At 66.9% G+C, this 20,698-nt stretch carries 21 protein-coding genes and 2 pseudogenes; 18 read left to right on the forward strand and 5 right to left on the reverse strand.

Going from position 1 to position 20,698, the window contains the following annotated elements:
• The first annotated feature begins 205 nt into the window (after positions 1 to 205).
• A complete protein-coding gene (locus CFB50_RS19380) occupies positions 206 to 739 on the forward strand; it encodes a DUF6622 family protein (protein ID WP_089446909.1) in 534 nt (177 codons plus the stop codon).
• A gap of 189 nt (positions 740 to 928) precedes the next feature.
• Here CFB50_RS19380 and CFB50_RS19385 read toward each other — a convergent pair whose 3' ends face one another.
• From CFB50_RS19385 to CFB50_RS19400, 4 genes are read right to left on the reverse strand one after another with little or no spacing between them, the layout of a single operon-like run.
• Complete coding sequence (locus CFB50_RS19385) at positions 929 to 2,191, reverse strand: hypothetical protein (RefSeq protein WP_089446910.1); 1,263 nt, start codon at positions 2,189 to 2,191, stop codon at positions 929 to 931.
• A 3-nt stretch (positions 2,192 to 2,194) separates the two neighbouring features.
• The gene (locus tag CFB50_RS19390) at positions 2,195 to 2,980 is read right to left on the reverse strand and encodes an outer membrane lipoprotein-sorting protein (RefSeq protein ID WP_089446911.1); all 786 of its coding nucleotides are present in this window, start codon (positions 2,978 to 2,980) and stop codon (positions 2,195 to 2,197) included.
• A 15-nt stretch (positions 2,981 to 2,995) separates the two neighbouring features.
• The gene (locus tag CFB50_RS19395; protein WP_089446912.1) at positions 2,996 to 4,393 is read right to left on the reverse strand and encodes an ABC transporter permease; all 1,398 of its coding nucleotides are present in this window, start codon (positions 4,391 to 4,393) and stop codon (positions 2,996 to 2,998) included.
• Entirely contained in the window at positions 4,390 to 5,097 is a 708-nt protein-coding gene (locus CFB50_RS19400) for an ABC transporter ATP-binding protein (protein WP_373452963.1), read from the reverse strand. Before CFB50_RS19400 ends, CFB50_RS19395 begins: the two co-directional genes overlap by 4 nt.
• Before the next feature lie 444 nt (positions 5,098 to 5,541).
• Between CFB50_RS19400 and CFB50_RS19410 the strand changes: the two genes are divergently transcribed.
• The 13 genes from CFB50_RS19410 to CFB50_RS19470 all read left to right on the forward strand — a co-directional run bounded on the left by CFB50_RS19410 (position 5,542) and on the right by CFB50_RS19470 (position 17,461).
• Positions 5,542 to 5,925: a hypothetical protein gene (locus tag CFB50_RS19410; protein ID WP_235986691.1), complete on the forward strand. Its 384-nt coding sequence runs from the start codon at positions 5,542 to 5,544 to the stop codon at positions 5,923 to 5,925.
• Positions 5,922 to 6,293, forward strand: coding sequence for a hotdog fold domain-containing protein (locus CFB50_RS19415; protein ID WP_089446916.1), 372 nt, complete (start codon positions 5,922 to 5,924; stop codon positions 6,291 to 6,293). The genes CFB50_RS19410 and CFB50_RS19415 overlap by 4 nt, the downstream gene beginning before the upstream one ends.
• Complete coding sequence (locus tag CFB50_RS19420) at positions 6,290 to 7,018, forward strand: SDR family NAD(P)-dependent oxidoreductase (protein WP_089446917.1); 729 nt, start codon at positions 6,290 to 6,292, stop codon at positions 7,016 to 7,018. Before CFB50_RS19415 ends, CFB50_RS19420 begins: the two co-directional genes overlap by 4 nt.
• Before the next feature lie 25 nt (positions 7,019 to 7,043).
• Entirely contained in the window at positions 7,044 to 7,400 is a 357-nt protein-coding gene (locus tag CFB50_RS19425) for an acyl carrier protein (RefSeq protein ID WP_089446918.1), read from the forward strand.
• A gap of 95 nt (positions 7,401 to 7,495) precedes the next feature.
• Positions 7,496 to 8,593 (forward strand): beta-ketoacyl synthase N-terminal-like domain-containing protein, encoded by a 1,098-nt coding sequence (locus CFB50_RS19430; RefSeq protein ID WP_089446919.1) that lies wholly within the window; start codon positions 7,496 to 7,498, stop codon positions 8,591 to 8,593.
• The gene (locus CFB50_RS19435; protein WP_089446920.1) at positions 8,590 to 9,864 is read left to right on the forward strand and encodes a beta-ketoacyl-[acyl-carrier-protein] synthase family protein; all 1,275 of its coding nucleotides are present in this window, start codon (positions 8,590 to 8,592) and stop codon (positions 9,862 to 9,864) included. Before CFB50_RS19430 ends, CFB50_RS19435 begins: the two co-directional genes overlap by 4 nt.
• Complete coding sequence (locus CFB50_RS19440; protein WP_089446921.1) at positions 9,861 to 11,327, forward strand: class I adenylate-forming enzyme family protein; 1,467 nt, start codon at positions 9,861 to 9,863, stop codon at positions 11,325 to 11,327. Before CFB50_RS19435 ends, CFB50_RS19440 begins: the two co-directional genes overlap by 4 nt.
• Positions 11,328 to 11,352: 25 nt before the next feature.
• Entirely contained in the window at positions 11,353 to 12,588 is a 1,236-nt protein-coding gene (locus CFB50_RS19445) for a hypothetical protein (RefSeq protein WP_089446922.1), read from the forward strand.
• Positions 12,589 to 12,694: 106 nt separating this feature from the next.
• Positions 12,695 to 14,053 (forward strand): MATE family efflux transporter, encoded by a 1,359-nt coding sequence (locus tag CFB50_RS19450; protein WP_235986690.1) that lies wholly within the window; start codon positions 12,695 to 12,697, stop codon positions 14,051 to 14,053.
• Positions 14,054 to 14,097: 44 nt separating this feature from the next.
• Positions 14,098 to 14,769 carry a class I SAM-dependent methyltransferase gene (locus CFB50_RS19455; RefSeq protein ID WP_089446924.1) on the forward strand — a complete coding sequence of 224 codons (672 nt, stop codon included), beginning with the start codon at positions 14,098 to 14,100 and terminating at the stop codon, positions 14,767 to 14,769.
• Positions 14,770 to 14,783: 14 nt separating this feature from the next.
• Entirely contained in the window at positions 14,784 to 15,956 is a 1,173-nt protein-coding gene (locus CFB50_RS19460) for a citrate/2-methylcitrate synthase (protein ID WP_089446925.1), read from the forward strand.
• A 47-nt stretch (positions 15,957 to 16,003) separates the two neighbouring features.
• The gene (locus tag CFB50_RS19465; protein WP_089446926.1) at positions 16,004 to 16,873 is read left to right on the forward strand and encodes a class I SAM-dependent methyltransferase; all 870 of its coding nucleotides are present in this window, start codon (positions 16,004 to 16,006) and stop codon (positions 16,871 to 16,873) included.
• A 9-nt stretch (positions 16,874 to 16,882) separates the two neighbouring features.
• On the forward strand, positions 16,883 to 17,461 hold the full coding sequence (locus tag CFB50_RS19470) for a GNAT family N-acetyltransferase (protein WP_089446927.1): 579 nt from the start codon (positions 16,883 to 16,885) through the stop codon (positions 17,459 to 17,461).
• A 111-nt stretch (positions 17,462 to 17,572) separates the two neighbouring features.
• Here CFB50_RS19470 and CFB50_RS40060 read toward each other — a convergent pair.
• A pseudogene (locus tag CFB50_RS40060) lies at positions 17,573 to 17,816 on the reverse strand (ISNCY family transposase); the annotation flags it as partial.
• Between the two features lie 123 nt (positions 17,817 to 17,939).
• On the opposite strand from CFB50_RS40060, the pseudogene CFB50_RS19480 reads away from it, so the two are divergent.
• The 4 genes and pseudogenes from CFB50_RS19480 to CFB50_RS19495 all read left to right on the forward strand — a co-directional run.
• Positions 17,940 to 18,281, forward strand: a pseudogene (locus CFB50_RS19480) (IS3 family transposase); the annotation flags it as partial.
• Positions 18,282 to 19,332: 1,051 nt separating this feature from the next.
• A complete protein-coding gene (locus CFB50_RS19485) occupies positions 19,333 to 19,980 on the forward strand; it encodes a lytic transglycosylase domain-containing protein (RefSeq protein ID WP_089446928.1) in 648 nt (215 codons plus the stop codon).
• A 24-nt stretch (positions 19,981 to 20,004) separates the two neighbouring features.
• Positions 20,005 to 20,358 (forward strand): TrbC/VirB2 family protein, encoded by a 354-nt coding sequence (locus tag CFB50_RS19490; protein ID WP_089446929.1) that lies wholly within the window; start codon positions 20,005 to 20,007, stop codon positions 20,356 to 20,358.
• 19 nt (positions 20,359 to 20,377) lie between these two features.
• The gene (locus CFB50_RS19495) at positions 20,378 to 20,698 is read left to right on the forward strand and encodes a type IV secretion system protein VirB3 (RefSeq protein WP_208450630.1); all 321 of its coding nucleotides are present in this window, start codon (positions 20,378 to 20,380) and stop codon (positions 20,696 to 20,698) included.

Here is a 20,698-nt window from a genome sequence, read left to right on the forward strand (position 1 = left end):
CGGAGATGGTAGCGCAATTCTCGACGGCATTGCCATCGGCGATCGGCCGCGACGCGCATGCGGCAGTTCGCACGGACGTTCGCCGGGCGTGAGGGCCGTTCGTCGGCCGATTTCCACCGTTCATCGCAATGCGCGGCGCGCGGTCCGGCCGGCCACTATAGTCGCAACATATCCGCAGATTGCGGCGCTCCCGAACAGGTACCCCATGCCACATCTTCCGACCTACGTTTACGTATTGTTCTGCGCGCTCCTCTACATCGGCGTGAAGCGCTGCTTCGTGCGCGAAGTTCGGCCCGTGCGTCCAATCCTGTTTCCGGTCGTGTTCGTCGGTCTCGGCCTGTCGAGCCTCGGCCACCTATTCCCACGGGCGGGCATCGATGCCTACGCGGCGGTCTCCGCAATGCTCGTGGCCGGCACGGCGGGCGGCTGGTTCCACGCGCGCCGCTGGCGCCTGCAGTTCAGGACCGGGCCGGAAGGCATGTTCGTCCGCTTGCCGGGCGACGCGAGCCTGCTGGTCACGTTGCTGCTGACGTTCGTCGCCGAAACTTTCATTCATTACACGATCGCCACCGCGCGGCCGTGGGCGGCCACCAGCGCTTTCGCGGCGCTGTCGTTCGCGGTCTGGGGCGGGCTCGTCGGCATGCCGCTCGGGCGCGCGATCAACGTGGTGACGCGCTGTATCCGTCATGCGAACGGCGCGTCGGGGGAAGGCGGAGGGTCGGCGCTCGAGTCGCGCTGAACGAAGCCGGGTCGCCGGCGAGGGTGGACATCGCGCCCCGGCGAAATCCCGGCGAGCGGAATGGTCCGCGCCGCCCGTTCCCGCGCAAACGCGGCCGCGCGCTACACGCCGCCACGCCGTTTTCCGCGCCCCACGCATCGCGCCTGGCGCGTTCTAGCATGATGCGCGCCGGCGGCCACGCTTTCCCGTTCAAAAGAAGAACGTCGCGATCACCTGCACGATCTGGCTTTGCGCCTGCGCGCCGTAGACGCTGCGCGCCGAGCCGTGGTTGCCCTGCCATTGCACGGCGAAATCGGTGCGCGGCCAGTGATACCGTGCTTCGAGCCACGTGAAGTAGCTGTGGTCATCGAGGTTGTAGCGCGCCATCGCAGCCAGCGCCAGATGCTGGATGAAGACGTCGGGCATCGATGCGTAGACGAACAGCGAGCGCCGCGTCATCAGCTCCTGCGCGATGCTCGCGGTGTTGCGATAGCGCCAGTATCGCGACGGGTCGCGCTGCAGCGCCCGCCACGCGGCGGCGCTCGCGCTGGCGCCGTCGTAGTCGTATTCGAGCGTCAGCGACAGTTTGTTCGCGAAGGTATGGGTGACGCCCGTCGAGAGCTTCGAGGTCCATGACGATTCGGTCTGCGCGACATCGGCGACCACGCTGCCGCGGCCGATCGCGTATTCGACGAACCCGACCGTCGCATCGTCGATCAGCGTGGTGGCATTCACGCCGAGTTGCGGGGCGATGCCTTCGCCGCCATACAGCAGCCACTGCGGCGAGAAGTTGCCGAACAGGCGCTGCGATCCGCTCAGCATGTAGCGGGTGCGCGCGTTCGTCGCGCCGAGATCGGGATTGAAGGTCGCATCGTTCGGATGCGTGTCGAGCCGCGGCGACACCAGCGCGGTCATCGAGCCGCCGCTCCACAGCAGTTGCCAGCGCGCCATCACGCTGCCGAGCCGGTTCTCGCGCAGGCTTTCGGGATCGATCGACACGACCGAGCGTAGCGCGCCGGCCTTGAAGAAGTCGGTGGGATTGAAGCCCGACGCGACGCCTTCGCGCAGGTTCACGCGGCCGACGTCGACGATCGCGTTCGGGCTCGGCTGCCAGCTTACGTAGGCCTGCTTCAGCGTGTCGACCGCGTTGTACTGCGACGTGCCCGCGCGCCATCCCGCATCGAAGCGATTCGACACGATCGCCCGCCAGTTGCCGGACGTGCCGTCGTACGACAGCGTGTTCGACACGCGCACGTTGTCGTTGAGGGTCACGGGCGCGGTCTGGTTCGCCGCCGTGTAGTTCGCGACGGCGGCCTCGAACGTGCCGCGCCAGTTGCTCGGCGTCACGGGCGTCGCCGTCGCCGTGTCGGCGAGCCGCAGCGCGTCGCCGTCGGCGTCGTCGGCCGCGAGGGCGGCGTGCGCGGTCGCGAGGCCCGCCGCGCAGACCAGCATCGCGACCCGGGATCGCGACATCGTCTAGTCGGCCTTGAAGCGGGACAGGTATGCGCGCTGCAGCCACGCGTCCGGAATGTCGCGCCACGCGTAATCGGAGTAGCGCATCACCGTGACCCAGCCGGGATCGAGCCCGTCGATGATGACGGTCTCCGTCGGCCGTGCCGCACCCAGCTGATCCTGATAGTGCCGGTAATACGCGATTTTCAGCACGCTGCCGCTCGCCGCGAAGAAGCGCGCCTTGACTGGCTGCTTCGTGTCGCTCGCGATCCACAGGTCGATCGCGTGATACGTGACGTCCGGCGCGCGCGCCGTCAAGTGCAGCCGGTAGCAGTGCCGGGTCTGGTGCTCGCCGTCCGCCATCTTCTCCTCGCCCGCGAGCGACGCGTCGTAGTCGTTCGCCCAGTTAACCGTCACCACGTCGCCGTTCGCGGCCTGGCCGAGAAGGCGCTGCTGCGGCGAGATCCGCACGCTGGCCTGGCTCGACGGATCGTAGAACCACAGATCGTTGCCGTTCTTCAGCATCAGCTTGTTCGCGTCGCGGGCAGGCGCGACGAACTGCACTAGCGTGCGGAACTGGCTGGTCGCCGGGTCTGCCTTCGAGTAGATCTTCAGCACCTCGGCGTCCGTCTGCTGCCCGTTGCGAAATTCGAGCAGGGTCGTCGTCAGGCCGAACGGCTTGTCGGGGTTGCGCACCGCGTCGCTTTGCGCGAGCAGCTGTTGCGCCGACGGCGCCGCCGCAGCCGCCGCGGTCGCAGCGATCGCGAGCAGCATCGCGGCGGCGCGCATGATCCGGATCGGCAATGTCATGTTGAAGGCTCCTGGTCAGGCGAAACGCAGCGCGTCGACGATCGGCAGGCGGGCGGCACGATGCGCGGGCAGCCACGCCGAGAACGTCGCGACCACAATCACGCCGAGCGCGTAGCGTGCGATCATCCCGAACTCGCCCCAGACGCGTACTGACAGCGCGACCGGATCGGTCTGTCCGGGCGGTGTCCAGTGCAGGCCGGCGCGGTTGATCCCGATACCCGCCGCGAGCGCGAGGACGGTGCCTGCAACCGCGCCGCAGAGTCCGAGCAGGCACCCCTCGCAGACGAACAGATGGCGAATGCCGGCGCCGCGCAGGCCGAGCGCGCGCAGCGTGCCGATCTCGTGTGTCCGCTCCATCACGGCCATGTTCATCGTATTGCCGACCGTGAACAGCACAATCGTGGCGATAAGCACCGCGATGAAGCCGAAGATCGCGCCGAACATGCCGGTGACCTGGCCGTACTGCGGATTCAGCGTCGCGAAGCCGAGCACCTCGAGCGGCTCGCCGGCAAGCCGGGTGCGCAGCAGCATCTGGATGCGCCCGCGGGCGGCCGGCAGCTCGGCGGTATGTTTCAGCTGCACGACGATGGACGTCACTTTCGCATTCGATCCGCCGCCGTAGACGAGCTGCTGCGCCTGCGGCAGATGCACCTGCACGAACAAGTCGTCGATCTGCTTGACGCCTTGCTTCTGCGCCGCGATCACCGACAGTTCGGCGACGTTCGGTGCGCCGTACGCATTCGACGTCAGCAGTTCGAGACGGGCGACGCCGCTGCGGCGCGCGGGCTTCGCGGCGGCCTCGGCCCGCGACAGCGATGCGATGTCGTCGGGCAGGTCCAACGCGTCGGCCGGAGCGGCCGTCGCCGGATCGCGGCAATCGGGTACCCGCAGCGCGTCGCACAGACGCAGCACGCGCGCGACACCCGTGCCGATCACGGCGGCATTCGCGGCGCTGCCGGTCAGCGCGACGGGCGTCGCCCGGTCGGCGAAGCCGTAGTCGTTCCACTGCCGCATCCGGTTCTGGTCGGCCACGACGATCCCGCTGCCCGAGACGGTACGTGATACGCCCGCCGCGAAGTTGCCGGCGATGCCGTTGATCGTCAGCACCGGCGTCACGACCGTCACCTCGCGTGCGAGCTCGGGATCGCCGAGCACGGTGTCGATGATCTTCCGGTAATCGGCGATTCCGTATGAGACGGGGTCGCCGCTGCCGTACAGGAAATAGTCGCGGTGCTGGATCTGCAGATGGCCGCCCTGGCGCACGTAGCTGGTCTGGAGCCCATAGTTGATGTCGCGCGCATAGCCGCCAAACAGCAGGATCGCGGTCAGGCCGACGACCATCGCGAGCAGCGTGGTGGACGAGCGGCGGCGGTTGCGCAACAGGTTGCGGAAGGCGAGGACCAAGAGGCTCATTGGCAGGCCTCCTCGTACGGGGCGGCGGAGCGGGTTTCGACGACGCGCCCGTCGCGGATCATCGCGACGTCGTCCGCGGCGGCGATCACCTGCGGGTCGTGCGACGAAAACACGAACGACGTCGCGCGCTCGCGCTGCATCGTGCGCATCAGCGCGATGATGGCCGCGCCCGTCGCGCTGTCCAGGTTGGCCGTCGGCTCGTCGGCCAGAACGAGCGCGGGCTCGGTAACGAGCGCGCGTGCGATCGCGACGCGCTGCTGCTGGCCGCCCGACAGCTGGCCGGGCCGGCGATTCGCCTTGTCGCCCATGCCGACGGCGTCGAGCAGCGCGAGCGCCCGTTCGCGTCGCCGCGCGCGGGCGACGCCCAGCAGGGTCAGCGGATATTCGACGTTCTCGAACGCGCTGAACACGGGCAGCAGGTTGAACGACTGGAACACGAAACCAATGTGGCGCGCACGGAAATCGGCCAGCGCATTCTCGCCCATCGCATCGATTCGCCGGCCCGCGACCGTGATCGCGCCGCGCGCCGGGCGATCGATGCCGCCGAGCAGGTTGAGCAACGTCGTCTTGCCGCTGCCGGACGGGCCCGACAGCACCGTGAAGCGGTTCGCGAGAATATCGAGCGACGCATCGTCGGCCGCCGCGACCGCGAGCGGGCCGGTTCCATAGGTTTTCGTGACATGACTCAAGCTGGCCGCCAACACGGACACCTCCCAGGGTCTTCGATCGATGTCGCCACCTTAGCGGGAACCTCACCCCCGTATTGCGCAGTGCGACGAACGGCGGAACGCGCGGACGAACGGCATTCTTCCCCGACGAACGGCGGCCGTTGGCGGGCGCTGCCGCGCACCGGCGCGGCGAGCCGGTCAGGGCCCGCCGGCGGCCATCCGCCCGCGTTGCATTCCATCGGCTCCATGCGCGGTTCGTCGCCCGTTTCTGCAATTGGTCGCATGATCGTTTCTTTCGACGACGAATCGATACACTCGCAGCCGATCAGCATTTGATCCGCACCACATCGGCCGACTTGAGAGCGGTCACCGGGGGGGCGAGAAGCCAAAACACAGACATAACAAGGCATAAAAATGAGACATACCAGGTTTGAGAGGGGGAGCGAGACGGCGCGGCCTGGCTTTCTTGCCCTTTGTCGAGTGGTCCGCGATCCGTCCGATCCGGCGCGTTTCGCGGGCGATGCCGATCCGCGGCGGTATTGCGACTGGTCGAGCGCACGGCCGGCGTTGCTCGTCATCGAGGCGCTGCATCAGTTCGCGGTCAAGGCGTCGCGCACGATGCACGGCGAGCCGGCGCTGATGGTGCCGGCGCAGTTGCGCGAGCTGACGCTGCACCGTGTCGACGGCTATCCGCGGCTGGCGCTGGCCGGTACGGTCGCGAAACACGGCGACGGATACCGGGTCGACGTGTCGGCGCGCGATGCCGATGCGGGCATGTATCCGGCCGTCGCGTCGGGTACCGTGTTCGTCGCGCTGATGCCGGTTCGCCCGACCGCGTTCGCCGCACCGGGAGAACGGGCATGATGCCGGCCACCGCGACGGCGGCCACCACGATCGCCGGCGATCAGTTCGGCGTGATCGACGTGGCGAACGCCGCACCGCTCTTCGACGAACACTTCGAGCAGTTTCCCGTGCTGCCCGGTTCGTTCAGCCTCAGCCTAGTGATCGCGATGCTGTTCGACGCACTCGGCCTCGCGGCGAACCGGCCGGCCCCGGCACTCACACTCCGAAAGGTCAGCTTCATCTGCCCTGTACGGCCGGGCGAACGCCTGACCGCGCGTCTGCGGCGCCTGCAGCAGGACGGCGCTCGCACCACCGCGCACGTCGAACTGCGCAATGCGCACGGCCACGGCGTGATGGACGGCATCTTCAGCTGGGAGCGCGACGCATGACGAAGCTCGCCATCGTCACGGGGGGCACCCGCGGGATCGGACGCGCGATCGTCGACGCGTTGATCGCCGACGGCTACACCGTCTACTTCACCTACCGATCGAATCCCGAGCTGGCCGACGCACTGGAGCGCGCGTACGACGGCGCCGCGCGCGGCTTCCGGGTCGACGGCGGCGACTGGAACGCCGTGCAGGCATTCGCCGACCACGTGAACGCGGAAGCGGCCGTCGACGTGCTCGTGAACAACGCGGGCATCAACGATGACACGCTGCTGATCGGCAGCCCGTTCGCCCGCTACTGGGAGGCGTTGCGGATCAATCTCGGCGCGACGATGGCGTTCTGCCATGCGTTCGGCGACGGAATGCAGGCGCGCCGGCGCGGCGCGATCGTCAACGTCTCGTCGGTTGCCGCGCGCAAGCCGAAGGCCGGCAACGGCGCGTACGGCGCGTCGAAAGCGGGAATCGAGCGCTTCACGAAGACGCTCGCGCTCGAGATGGCGCGCTTCGGCGTGCGCGTCAACGCGGTCGCACCGGGGTTCGTGCGCTCCGACCTGTTCGAGCGCTTCCTCGCGTCGCAGGATGCGGCGGCGTTCTATCGCCAGATTCCGATGCGAAAGATCCTCGAGCCCGACCAGGTCGCGCGCGCGGTCCTGCTGCTCGCGAACGGCTCGCTCGCAACGACCGGCAGCGTCGTCGATCTCGGCAATGGCGAAAACATCAGTGGCTGACCCAGTGACTCAAGGAGAGTGGACCATGAAGGAAGACATCAAGAACATCGTCGCGCAAATCCTCTATCTGAGCGGTCCCGAGCAGGTGACCGATTCCGCGTCGCTGTTCCGCGAGCTGAACATGAGCTCGATCGACTACGTCGACCTGTGCTACGAGCTCAAGGACAAGGTGGACAACCGCATCAGCCTCGAGAACCTGTGGCCGTTCAACCGGATGCTGCTCGATCCGCAGTGCCACACCGGCACCGAGTGGACCGACGCCGGCTGGCAGCAGGTGTGCGACGTGATGAGCTGGAACGGTCACGAGAAATGCAGCCTGCAGGATCTCTACGAGCACTTCTCGGTGAACTACATCGAGCACCGCATCGCGCAGCTCAGCTGACCCGGGCGCTGCGCCCACGTCGCAGGAACGCCGCACCGTGCGGCGCGGCATCGCGCGCCCGCCCGGCTTTCGACTCACGTGAATGGGGACTTGCCATGTCGTACATCACCGGCCTCGGCATCGCGACGGCCGCTTTTCCCGACATCGCGTCGCTGCTGGACGTCGACTTCGCCGCGCGCGCGCCGCTCGCGCCGGCCGCGAAGCCCGGCGACTACGTGCGCGCCAACCTGCCGTTTCCGCTCGTGCAGCGCATGGCGCGCGAGGATCGTTCGCTGCTGAACCCGGGTTCGCGTCTCGCGTTGCAGGTGGCCGCCGAGGCGTTCGACGCGGCATCGGCCGGCCGGCCCTACACGGACGAAGAGCGCGAGCGGTTCGCGGTATTCACGGGTGTCGAAGGCGAGGACGCGACGATGGCCGTGCTCACGCCGCTGCACGCGCGTCACGGCCTTGACGGCTGCGGCTACTTCGGCGAGGTCAAGGCGGACCTGAATCCGCTCGACATGCTGCGCCTGCTGACCACCAACGCGCTGTACCAGATATCGAAGCTGTTCGGGCTGCGCGGCGAAGGCTATCCGCTGCAACGGATGTCGCTGACCAGCCTGTGCGCGCTCGAGGAAGCGCACCGGCAGATCGAGGGCGGCGCGATCGACCGGGCCGTCATCGCGGCCGTCGGCGACATGACGTCGGCCGACAACGTCGCGGCGTTCGAGAAGATGGGCCTGTTGCGCACGACCTCGCACCCGGTCGGCATCGTGCCCGCGTTCGGGGCCGTCGGCGCCGTCGTCGAGCGCATGCCACGCGATGGATGCGCGCCCTGCGCGCAGGTGCTCGACGTGCACTCGCTGTACAAGCCTGATACGTCCGTGTCGAGCGCCGACTGGTCGAGGCTGTTCGCCCGCTTTCCCGGCGAGGCCGCGCTCGGCGTGCCGCACGTCGTGCTGTACCAGAACGGCGAGCCGTCGCTGGGCAAGGCGGAGCGCAACGCCGTCCAGCAGGCGTGGCCGAATGCCGTCACGCATGCGTACAAGCCGCATGTCGGCTATACCGGGCGGGCTAACAACCTGATCGACATGGTCCTCGCGTTCGCGGATCCGGCCATTCCGGTCGGCGCGCCGGTGCTAGTCAACGGCATCGGCGTGTCATCGGGTCTCGGTGCGATCCTGGTGCGCAAGCTGAGCGGGGTGGGGCGATGAAGCCGCGATCGGACGCCATCGTCATCAGTGCATTCGGCGCCGTCACGCCGCTCGGCGGCAGCTACTCCGAACTGCATGCCGCGCTGCGCGAAGGCCGCTCCGGCATTCGCCGGATCGAGAAATTCGATTGCTCGACCTACACGACCCAGCACGCGGGCGTGCCCGACGAAGGCAACGAGCGCGTGCGCTGGCCTTCGACGCGGCGGATCGGGACCGAGCAGCTGTACGGCGATCTCGCCGCCGCGCGGCTGCTCGCGCAGGCGCCGTTCGTCGTGCGCGACTACGCGCCGGAGCGCATCGGCTGCCTGGTCGGCGTCGACGTGCCGGCCACCGACGTGCAGAGTGCGCTTGAGCTCGTCGACAAGGTCAACGGCGACAAATCGCGTGACGCGCTGATCCGCGTGCTGGTGTCGCACATGCGCATGAGCGAGTTCGTAAGCGGCGACGCGACCTCCGTGTTCGGCGCGATTCATCGCCACATTCCGTTCAGCGGCTGCGCGCTCGCGCACGTGGGCCTGTGCTCCGCGTCGCTGCAGGCGATCGGCATGGGCATGCTCGCGCTGCGCCAGGGGCGGGTCGACGCGGCCATCGTTGGCGGCGTGTCCGGCAAGGTCAATCCGCTCAATCTCGCGCGGCTCGAAGCGCTCGACGTGATCTCGACCGACCTGAATCTCGATCCCCGGCACCGTTCGCGGCCGTTCGACGTGCGTCGCTCGGGCTTCGTGCTCGCGGAAGGCGCGGTGCTGTTGCTGCTCGAGCGCGAATCGGCCGTGCGCGCCCGCGGCGATACGCCGCTCGCGCGTGTGGCCGGCTACGGGGCGAGCCTGGCCGCCGAGCACATCGTCATCCCGCACCTGCAGTCGCTCGAGATGCGGCTCGCGATGCAGCGCGCGCTCGACGATGCGGGATGCGCGCCGGACGATATCGACTACGTCAACGCGCACGGGACGTCGACGGTGCTCAACGACAAGCACGAATCGGAGGCGATCCGCGCGATCTTCCCGACGCGGCCCGGGATACCCGTCACCGCCAACAAGTCGCAGCACGGTCATCTGATCGCGACGGCGGGCGCGATGGAAGTGCTGAACACGGCGATCGGGCTGCGGGAGCGCTTCATTCCGGCGACCATCAACCTCGACGAACAGGCGCAGGAATGCCCCGTCAACGTGGTGCGCGCCCCGACGCCGAGCGACACACGGCGCGTGCTCAAGAACTCGTTCGGGATGGGCGGCCTCGCGGCCTCGCTCGTGCTGGAAGGAGCGGCTGCATGAAGTTCGCGTCGCTGCTTGCCCGGGAGGCGAACTGGCAGATCGTGCTGCACGGGGCGCGCCTGACGGCGGAAGACCTGCGCGCGCGGCTGCGGGCCGCGCGGCGTGCGCTCGGCGCGCTGGAGCCGCATCTGCTCGGGCGCGGTTGCCTGATCGCGGTCGGCTTCTCGGGGTTCGACTATTTCCTGTTCACGCTGCTCGCGTCGACGCTCGGCTGCCGGATCGTCCTGTGCGACCCGAAGATGCTGTCCGCCGCGCTGCGCCAGTACCGGCTCGATGCACTCGCGGTCGTCGCGACCCGGTCGATCGCATGCGACGGGCTGCCCGTCGTCGTGCTCGACCCGGCGCGGGCCGATGCCGAAGCGTCCGGGCCCGACGCGTTCGCGTGGGCCGACGCCGGCGCGCCGCGCTGCCAGATCGTCTTCATGACGTCGGGCACGACGAGCGCGCCGAAGCTGGTCGTCTACGACGAAGCGCAACTCGTCGAGAACGCGCTGGCCGTCGGCCGCTATCTGGGCGTGCAGCCCGGTGACGGCGTGCTGTGCATGTTCCCAACGCACTACATGTACGGCTTCTCCACGATGATGAACGGGCTGCTGGCCGGCGCGACCGTCTGGCTCGAACGGGCGTCGCTGACCGCGCACGAGGTGCTCGGCTACCTGGGCAGCGGCCGGATCCGCTTCGTGCCGCTGATCCGCAGCATTGCCGAACGCGTGTGCGACCTGGCCGAGGTGACGCCGGGCATGCGGTTCGACGGCATCGTCGTGCTCAATGCATCCGACCGCATCTACGCGGCGCAGGTACGCCGCCTGCTCGCGCTCGGCGCGTGCGTGTGGAACAACTTCGGCCAGACCGAATCGGGCCCGCGGATCTTCGCGCTGCCGCTCACGCCGGACGATCTGCCGCACGTCGATTCGTACTGCTTCGAGGGCGTCCTCGCGCCGGGTCGCCCGATCGATCCGCGCATCGAGCTGTCGATCGTCGACGCGCAGGGCCGGCCGTGCGCCCCCGGCGAGCCGGGCCATCTGCTTTACCGCACGCCGTATGCGATGCACGGCTATCTGCTGCCGGACGGCAGCCTCCGGCGCTTCACGACGCTCGAATCAGGCGACCTGGTGTTCCGCCGCGACGACGGAGTGGTGTTCTGGGTCGGCCGCCGGGACGAGACGGTCAAGTGCAACGGCCGGCTGATCAACGTCAGCCTGCTGCACCAGCATTTCGACGCGTTCGACGACATCGCGAAGAGCCATTTTCTCGCCGATCCGCAGACCGGCGCGCTGACGGTGTTCGTCGTGCCCGGCCTGGCGCCGGCCGGTGCGGAGGTGGATTTCAAGGCGCGCATCCTGAGCCGCTACCGGGCCGCATTCCCACTGTATCCGCGCATCGCCGACGTGCAGTTCGTCGACGACCTCCCGGTCACGAGCACCGGAAAGATCTCATTGCGTCTCCTGCGCGAAAGCGCGTGACCGCGGCCTGAACCTGGAGCCCACGATGTCCGACCGCACGACCCGCTTCGATGCCTCCGCCGTGAGCGAAGCGCTTTCGTACGACGCCCGCTATGCGCATGCGCTGCCAACGGGCGTGGCCAGCTACGCGGCCTTCCGCACGCTGGTCGAGATCGAGACGGCCGACGACCTGAAGCGGCGCGTGCTGGACCGTCTCGATCACGACGATCTGGCCGGTGCGACGTTCTACACCACGTCGGGCACGAGCGGCGAGGTCAAGCTGCTGCTCAACGCGCCGGCGCGCAAGCGGCTCGACACGACCTATGGCCGGGCGCTCGCGAACGCGCTGGCGGGAACGGCGATCGCGCCGACGGACCGGGTGGCGAACCTGTTTACCGCCGGCGGCTTTTCCACGCTGTACGACGGCGTGAACCGGCTGCTGGAAGCGATCGGCGCGAACGTACTCCCCATCGGGCGGCTGGACGCCTACGGCGCCGATTTGCCCGCGATGCTGAACCTGATCGGCCGCGCCCGCCCCAACGTCCTGGTCGGCACGCCGACGAGCGTGCTGCAGTGCCTGCGGCTGCTCGACGCGCACGGTGTCGATGTCGACGTCACGAAGATCGTCTACACCGGCGAGGCATTCTCCGAGCGCAAGCGCACGATCGTGCGGCGGCGCTGGCGCGATGCGGCATTCTTCGGGCTGTACGGCGCCACCGAAACGGGCTTTCTCGGCTATCACACGCCGCGCTGCGCGGAAGGGCATTACCACGTGCTCGACGACTGGTTCTTCCTCGAGGAAGAGGACGGGCAGCTCCTCGTGACGAGCCGCGCGAACCCGGGCCTCGCGATGCTGCGCTACCGGATCGGCGATCGCGTGCGCGTCGGGCCGTCGGTGCGCTGCACGTGCGGCGAGGGCGGCTCGGTCGTCGTGCTGCAGGGCCGCGCGGATCAGCGCTTCAAGTTCGCGGGCAACCTCGTCAGCACCGAGCTGCTGGCACAGCGGCTGGCGGCGTGCGTCGGCCGGCCGCTCGACTGCCAGTTTCGCCTGGACGCCGACGCGCAGGGGCGCGACTGCCTGACCGTCGCGCTGGACCTGGGCGACGACGAACTTGCGCCGCTCGCGTCGCGGCTGACGGGCGCACTGTTCGAGATCGAGGACGTGCGCGAATGCATCGACAAGGGCGAGGGTCGCCTCGACGTGCTCGGTCGCGATGCATTGCGCTTCTCCGCGCGCCAGAAGCTGCCGCGCCTGATCGACGAGAGGCATGCCCATGTCTGACGATCGCGCCACCGTCGCGCCTACCACGTCTGCCGGGCCCGCTGGGGCCGCCGCGTCCGCGACAACTGCCGCGTTGGCCTCGACGCGCGCGTCGCGGGCCGACCGCATGCGACAGTTCGCGGCCGAGGTGCGCGCGACCTGGCTGATGCTCTATCCGATGGTGCTGTCGTCGATTTTCGGCTACTGCATGACGCTGTTCGACTATCGCTGGATTCGTGACCTGCCGGCGGAGGACATGGCGCTGCTCGCGCTCGTCAACGGCAGCGTGGCGACTTTCCTGTTCCTGCTCGGCAAGAGCTTCGAGGAGTCGTTCGTCGCGGTGTTCGCCAAGGCGCCCCGTGAGGACCAGGGCCGGCTGTTCGTGCAGAGCCTGGTGTTCGCGGCCGCGATCGGCGCGCTGGTCGTGCTAGTGCTGATCGGCACGCGGGCGCCGCTGATGACGTTCATTTCCGGCGGCCAGTTCCACGGCGAGCGCATGTTTGGCTACTACGCGCTCGTAATCGGCAGCTTTCCGCTCACGCTGCTCAGCACCGCGCTTTCCGCGGCGATGCGCACGTACGGCGATACCAAGTCGCCCGCCCGCATCAGCATCGCGTGCGGCGTGGTCAACAACATCCTCGATCCGCTGCTCGTGTTCGGGCTGTTCGGCCAGCATCCGTCGCTGCAGCTGTTCGGCCTCGCGCTGACCTCGTGGATCACCAAGAGCCTGTATCTCGGCTGGTGCGTCCGGTGTATCCGCCCGCGGCTGCGCCGCGAGCAGGTCGTGCTACCGCGTCCCGGCGTGGAATGGCCGACGCAGCGACGGCTGCTGCGCATCTTCCTGCCTTCGGCCGCGCTCGAGGCGTTGACCTTTCTTGCGAATACGGCCGTCTATTCGCTGATCGCCCGCTACGGCGTGCGCGCGATCGGCGGGTACGGCATCGGCTTCGAATTGATGACGATCGGATTCATCCTCATCAAGGGGCTGAGCATGGTGTTCATGATCCGGATCGGTCATCTCGTGCGCAGCCGGGCACCGTCCCGCGCGGCACTGCAGTCGGTGATGCTGCTGGGCGTGCTGTTCACGGCGGCGATCAGCATCGCGTTCTTCCTGCTGCGCGCGCTCGCGCTGCGCTTTCTCGCGTCGGACGCGGGCGTGATCGCGGTTGCGTCCGCGCTGCTCGACTACGTGCCGCTGTTCGTCTTCAGCTATCTGCTGACGAACCTCGTGACCGGCTGCTTCCAGATTCTCGAACGCCCGGCGCGCGCGATGGCGCTCGGGCTGTTCTTTTCCTGGGTCGTCACCCCGGGCGCGATCTACCTCGGCGTCACGCACCATCTCGCGCTCACGCAACTGTTCGCGCTGCTCGCGGGCGTGAGCGTCGTACGCCAGGCCGTATACCTGACGATTTTCCTGCGGCTCATGCGCAGGCTCGGCGCCGCGCCTGCGGCACCGCCGGCCGGCGTGCACGCCGCGGCCGGATGATTCCACGACCGTTGTATCCCTAGACCTCACGACTGGAGACCTGCATGCGTACCAATACCCCCGCCGAAGTCAACGCCGACACCTACGATCGCTACGTCGACACGTTCACGCTCGAATGGAACCGCAATCTGGTGCAGCGCGTCGAGCACGAGCTCGCGCAGCGGCGCATCGCGTCGGGCCGGTTGCTCGATGTCGGCACCGGTACCGCGCGGACGCTGATCGAGCTGGCCCGCGTCCCGTCGCTCTCGCCGCTGGGCTTCGTCGGGGTCGACTACTACGACGACATGGTGCAGCGCGCCGAACGGAACGTGCGCGCGGAAGGGCTGGAAGGGCGTATCGAGATCCGCGCGGGCGACGTCCACGCGCTGCCGTTCGACGACGGGACGTTCGTCGCGGTGATCGGCCGTTCGGTCGTGCATCACTGGGCCGACCCTGTCGGCGCTTACCGGGAGATCTTCCGCACGCTGGCGCCCGGCGGTTTCGCGCTGATTCACGAACCCTGCAGCGATCCAGCGCCGGAGGCGCTCGCGTTCTTCAACGAGCGACGCGCGGCCGCGGGCGTTCATCCGGTCCATCTCGACGGCAAGTTCACCGTCGCAGAGTCGATCGGGCACCTGCACGAAGCCGGCATCGGCGAGCACGCCAGCGTATCGAAGGGATCGGGGATGCTCGCGATCGGCTTCGAGGTGCTGATCGCGAAACCGGCGCAGCAGTGAGCGGGGCCTTGCCGATGCGAACCGATCACGATCTGCCGGCGCCGGACGCCGCCCGTCCGCGCGCCGCACGTGACGAAAGCGAGATCGATGCGGTCTCGATCTCGCCCGACCGGCTTTCCGTACGCGGTGTCGATCTCCTGCAGCTGATCGAGTCCGTCGATTTCCCTGCTGCGATCCTGCATGTGCTCGCGGGCCGGATGCCGGACGCGGGCGACGTGCGCGCACTCGATCGCGCACTGGCGGCGCGGCTTGCCGACGACGGGCCACCCGACGACGGCCTGCTCGCCGCACAACTGGCCCGCCGCCAGCGCCGGCCCGAGGTGTTCCTGGTCGCGGCGATCGCGGCCGGGCTGACCGCCGGGCCGCGGTCGCGACCGGTCGCCTGGCCCGACGCGTTGTCGGGCATCGGGCAGGGCGACGAGGCGGCGACGGGCCTTGGCATCGTCGCCGCGTTGCCGCGCCTGCTGGCGGTGTGGCGCGCGACAGACGACGAGGCGCCGGCCTGGGCACAGCCGACAGATGTCGCGCGAGGTTTCAGCGCATCGGTGCTGGACTGCCTGTGCGGCGTCGAATCGAGCGACGCACAGGCCCGCCTGTTCGACGTCCTGCTGGTTGCGCTGCACGGCGGCTTCGGCCTCGTTGCGCCGACCATCGCGCTGCCGCGCTTCTCGGCGAGCACCTACGCAAGCATCGACCTGAACCTGATCGCAGGCCTGACGGGCAGCGGTTCCGCGCATGTGGGCGCGTGCAGCGACGCGACGCGGTTTCTCGCAAGTCTCGTCGGCCAGCCCCCTGCGGAGATTCGCGATCGCGTCGCGCAGCGCGTGCAGGCGGGCGACCGGATTCCCGGCTTCGGCCATCCGCTGCTCGAATGCGATCCGCGACCGGCCGTGCTCGAGCGCCACGCGGTGCGGCTGGGTGTCGACGGCGCGGCGTTCGATGCGTATCGGGCCGTATGCGGCGCGATGCAGGAGCTGCGCGGGCTGCCGCCGAACATCGATGCGGCCGCCGCGGCCACCTTGCTCGAACTGGGGATGCCCGCCGTGCTGGCCACGCCGGTGTTCCTGTTTGCGCGGATGCCGACGATGCTCGCGCACGCATTGCAGAAGAAGGCGCACCCGCCGTTCGGCCAGACCCGGCCGGTGGCGCGCGAACGCCTCGCCGCGCTGCCGAAGGCCTGGATCTGACGCCGGCTCGCCGGCGCCCCTCAACCCGAGATTGGATCGACACCGACATGCTGACCAACCTGCCGCATGCGCCGCATTGTGCGGCCAACGATACCCAGCGCCGCATCGACTTCGTGAAGACCCAGATCCATCGCTGGATCGACGAGATGTTCACGTCTCCCGACCGGCACGATCTGCGAGCGTGTTTCGCGAAGACGCTGCTGATCCGCAACTACCTGCTGTCGCCGGTGCTCGATGCGATCGAGACCGAGCGCTTCCTGCGCGACGCGACGGTGCGTGAGTACATGAAGCGCTTTCAGGCGCTGTCGCTCGACAACGAGGTCCGCTTCGAGCGGCAGATGAGCGACGTGCTGCGCGCCGGGCCGTCGAGCGAAGGGCTGCTCCTGATCATCAAGGAATACTACGCTGAGATTTACCGGCTGCTCGCACGAACCGAGATCTTCCTGTCGGACATGTCCGCCGATTCGACGGTGGCGATGGTCGGCTCCGGCGGGATGCCGCTGTCGCTCCTGTTCATGCAGTCGTTCAGCGGCGCCCGCATCGTCGGGCTGGATCTCAGCGAGGAATCGCTCAGGACCGGAGAGCGGTTCGTCGATCACCTGTGCGCATCGAACCCCGCGCGCTATCGCCGCGCGGCGATCGAGATGGTTCACGCGGATGGCGCGGCGTACGACTACGGTGCGTGCGACATCGTCATCCTGTCGATTCATATCGAGAACAAGGTGGAGATCGTCGAACGGATCATCGAGACGGCGCCGCGCGATCGCAGCGTGATCGTGATCGAGCGGCAGGTGCAGGGGCTCGGCCAGTATTTCTATCCGAACTACGGGTTCGATTCGGCCGGGCTGCCGCTCGTGAAGCAGGCCACGCTGTGCTCGTCGCTGCTGGTGAGCACGGCTTATCGGCTCGACTGGTAGGCGGGCGAGATGACGACGAACGAGATTCTGTCCGGCGGAATCGGCCTGTTCCATGCATGGGAGCGGCAGGTGCTCGCGCTTTACATAGACGCGTTTACGACGGGACCGTATGCCGGTCACTACCTGGACGAGGCGGCCGAGCGCGGCTGGATCTACGGACTCTTCATCGAGCATGCCGCGCGTTGCCATCTGTGGGTGGCCGGCGACGCGCTGGCCGGTTTCCTGCTCTCCGCCGAAGCGGGCTACGACCGCAAATTGCCGGTGTCGCTGCGCGCCACGCTCGGCGACGGGCCCGTGATGTCGATCGCCGAACTGGCCGTCGCCCCGCACTGGCGCTCACGCGGGCTCGGCGAAGCGCTGGTACGGCGCTGCATCGACGAGGCGGCCCCCGGCTATCGCGACGTCATCGTGCGCAGCAACAGCAACGCGCTCGCCGCGCACCGGCTTTACCAGCGGCTCGGTTTCGAGCCGTTCGGCTCGGTGCGCGTGGAAAACGAGATGCTCGCCGACGGGCGACGCGGCGTCGAGTGTGTCGATAAGCAGTATTTCCGGTATCGGATAGCGGGTGACCAGGCGCTCGGAGGGTGACGTGCTGCACGTCACCGCCGATCGCGAAGACGGGCGGTCAAGCCTGACTGCCTCCGCCGCGCAGCAGCCGGGCGTGCAAATGACTGCAATCCAGCAGTGCTTGCGCGTTCCGCGCGGCCGCGACTGGTAGACCTTCGGCGGACGCTGCCGGCGCGGTATCCAGCGTCCATCATCAGCTTCCTGACGGTCTCCTTGGCCAGCCGAATGCCATGGCATCCCGCAGCTTCTCGCAAGCCAGCGTCGGGCCAAAATCCGCGTAGCGCCCGCGGATCAATGCCAGCGCCCGCTGTACCTTTCCAGCCGGCAACTGATGATTGCTGGGGCGCCCACGCTTGCCTGACACCAATCCGGCTGGCTGCATGGTCGGCTCCGCGCTTGCTCAACGAGCCGTACAGCATGCCAGCAGTCAAAAACACGACATTTTTATTTAGCGGAAAGGGGGTGCGGCGGAATTCTTGGACTATTTGGGAGCTAGTCCATGTATTCGTACGAAGACCGCATCCGAGCAGTCAAACTCTACTTGAAGCTTGGAAAGCGCCTTACCGCGACCGTTCGTCAATTGGGCTATCCCACCACGAAGTCTCTCGAACGGTGGTATCACACGTACGAGCGATGTCTGGATTTGCCGAGGGAACGTATTTGCTTGAGGCCGCGCTATTCGGCGGAACAAAAGAAGGCGGCCACAGACCACTATATGAGCCATGGCCAGTGTCTGGCTGCAACGACAAAGGCCTTGGGATATCCAGGACGCGGGACGCTCGTCGCCTGGCTCGACGAGCTACATCCTGAACGAAAGAAACGCGTTCTCGGGAACCAGTCTGGAAGAACGTCGACGATGGTCGCACAACTCATGCAGAGCCATGCGCCATTCTGGTACGCGCGACGCTGCTCGTCAGTCATTTCGTAGTTAGGCCGGGGCCATTACGCGACGCCGCGGCATCGTGTGCGGCGGCCCCGAAGTGCCGGTACACGCCGGCCGCTCGACTGAAAACGTGGGTCTTTCTCGCGCACCCCGGCCGAACACAGCGATTGTCCGCTGCCTGCGCGAGTTGTTCCTTCGTAGCTTTCGTGAATTCGGCTCGGCCTGACGTGCTCATGCCATGCTCCGATTCATCACTACTCGGATGAGAACGCCCGAGACGACCAGTACAACGGTCGACGCTATAAGTGCGTCAAGTAGGCTAATTGGTTCGGGCTACGATTGATATAATTGTATCTGTCGCCGGAAAGCCTTGTAGTGCCTAGGTCGAAATCTCCGCACTTGAACGCACCGGCATACCGAGTATTCGGTTTGCGGCGATATGGAAGTAGATTTCAGCTGGACATTGGGGCTTCAATTACGCCGATGCCGCCACCCTGACAGTCCGCTGGTTAGCCTAGGAAGCGAGCCCTGATAGTGCCGGGTTCGGGCACAGGCCCGCGCATTGTTGTGTCTGTGGGCAACGCGACGAGCCGGTTGGGATGCGGTACTTCACGCAAACTGAATCGACCTTCAGCTGCTTCGGAGCGCCGTGAGCGGGCATCGAGCGGCGCGGCAAACCGGGGCGCACTGACACGGTTCAATAGACACACACGTTCGAGTCGATTCCGTTTTCAATCGGCGATACAGAGCCAACCCGACGGGAAAACCCGTCGACAAGACGGGTTTGGGTCTGTGCTTGACCGCTGCTTGAATTCCCTCGTGTTCCCGCCATCGTTTGCGCGGGACCGACGGCGAGGGGACAGATCATGCGTGTGCACGACAATGTGGGCCTGATATCGCTTCGCGGCCGAGCCGAGAGTGCGACTGCCATGCGGATGGCAGGTCCGTCCGTATTGATGATATGTCGACGCGATAATATCAGCGCGGGCTGCGCGAGCGGAGATGGGCGATGACCACGCAAGACTTCGTGGCGATGGCTCAGCAGTGTGCGCCCGCAGTCGCCCCGCAGACTTTAGCTGCCGTTGTTCGGATCGAATCGGGATTCAATCCCTATGCAATCGGTGTTGTCCATGGCCGTTTGGTGAGACAGCCTCGGCGCGAGGACGAAGCGATCGCCACGGTCAAGGCATTGCAAGCGGCAGGATGGAACTACAGCGCCGGCCTCACGCAAATCAATCGCGAAAACTGGTCTCGTTACGATTTGACCGCGAGGACCGTCTTCGACGTCTGTCGGAACCTGAGCGCTGGTGCGGCAATTCTTCGAGCATGCTTCATGCGGGCTCGCGTCATTCATGTCGATCCACAAGAGGCGTTGCGCGCAGCGCTGTCGTGCTATGCGAGCGGGAATTTCGAAACCGGCTTTCGCGTCGGGTATGTACGGCGGATCGTGGAGGCCGCGGCGTCGGACGACACGATCGTCCCTGCGCTGTCGTCATCGGTAAAGCCGATTCCAGTAATACCCGACCGTGTGACTGGATCCCGGGCTGAGAGCCGCGGGCGCTCGACACCTGTGGCTCCTTCGCCCTCGCCCCCGACCGGTGACGCAGCGCGAAGCTCAAATGACGGTGGAACTGAAAACAGTGCCGTGATCTTCTGAGCAAGGCAGGTGGAATTCGGCTGAATGGAGTGCATTATGAAATCAGTACAACTAATGAATATGAGCGATGTGAGATTGAGAAAAGCACGTATTGCGTGGATCTCATTAAATTGGCGCCGCATCGCCGTGCTCAGCGTGCTTGTCGTGGCGGCCCCCACGGCTTCTGCGCAACTCAGTCAGGTTAATACCTTGCTGATCACTATTCAGAACACGTTGCTCGGTGTGGGCGGGGTGGTGTGTTCAATTTCCATCATCTGGGCCGGCTTCAAGATGATGTTCCAGCACGCCCGGTTTGGCGATATCGCGCATGTTTTCATCGGCGGCCTTTTCGTTGGCTGCGCAACGGTCATTGCTGGCATGTTGATTCCGACGGCCTAACATGAACACGGAGCTGATTGTGGACACACTCTCCGATCCCGTATTCAAAGGCTGCACGCGGCCAGCGATGCTATGGGGCGTTCCACTTGTCCCGCTGTTGATGGTCAGTGGCGGCATGCTGATCCCGGCAGTCTGGGTATTGATGGCGAGCGCGCCTTTGGGCGTTGCAATCGTATTGTTGATCATTCCCGTATTCGCGACGATGCGCATGATTGCGCGCCAGGACGACCAACGTCTTGCACAGCGCATGCTACGCGTGAAAATGAGACTGCGTCAGCGCAACCGGCGCTTCTGGGGCGCGCATGCCTATGCGCCGATCCGGTTTAAGGCGCGAGGGTGA

The sequence above is a fragment of the Burkholderia sp. AU33423 genome (assembly GCF_002223135.1).
Classification (GTDB): domain Bacteria; phylum Pseudomonadota; class Gammaproteobacteria; order Burkholderiales; family Burkholderiaceae; genus Burkholderia; species Burkholderia lata_D.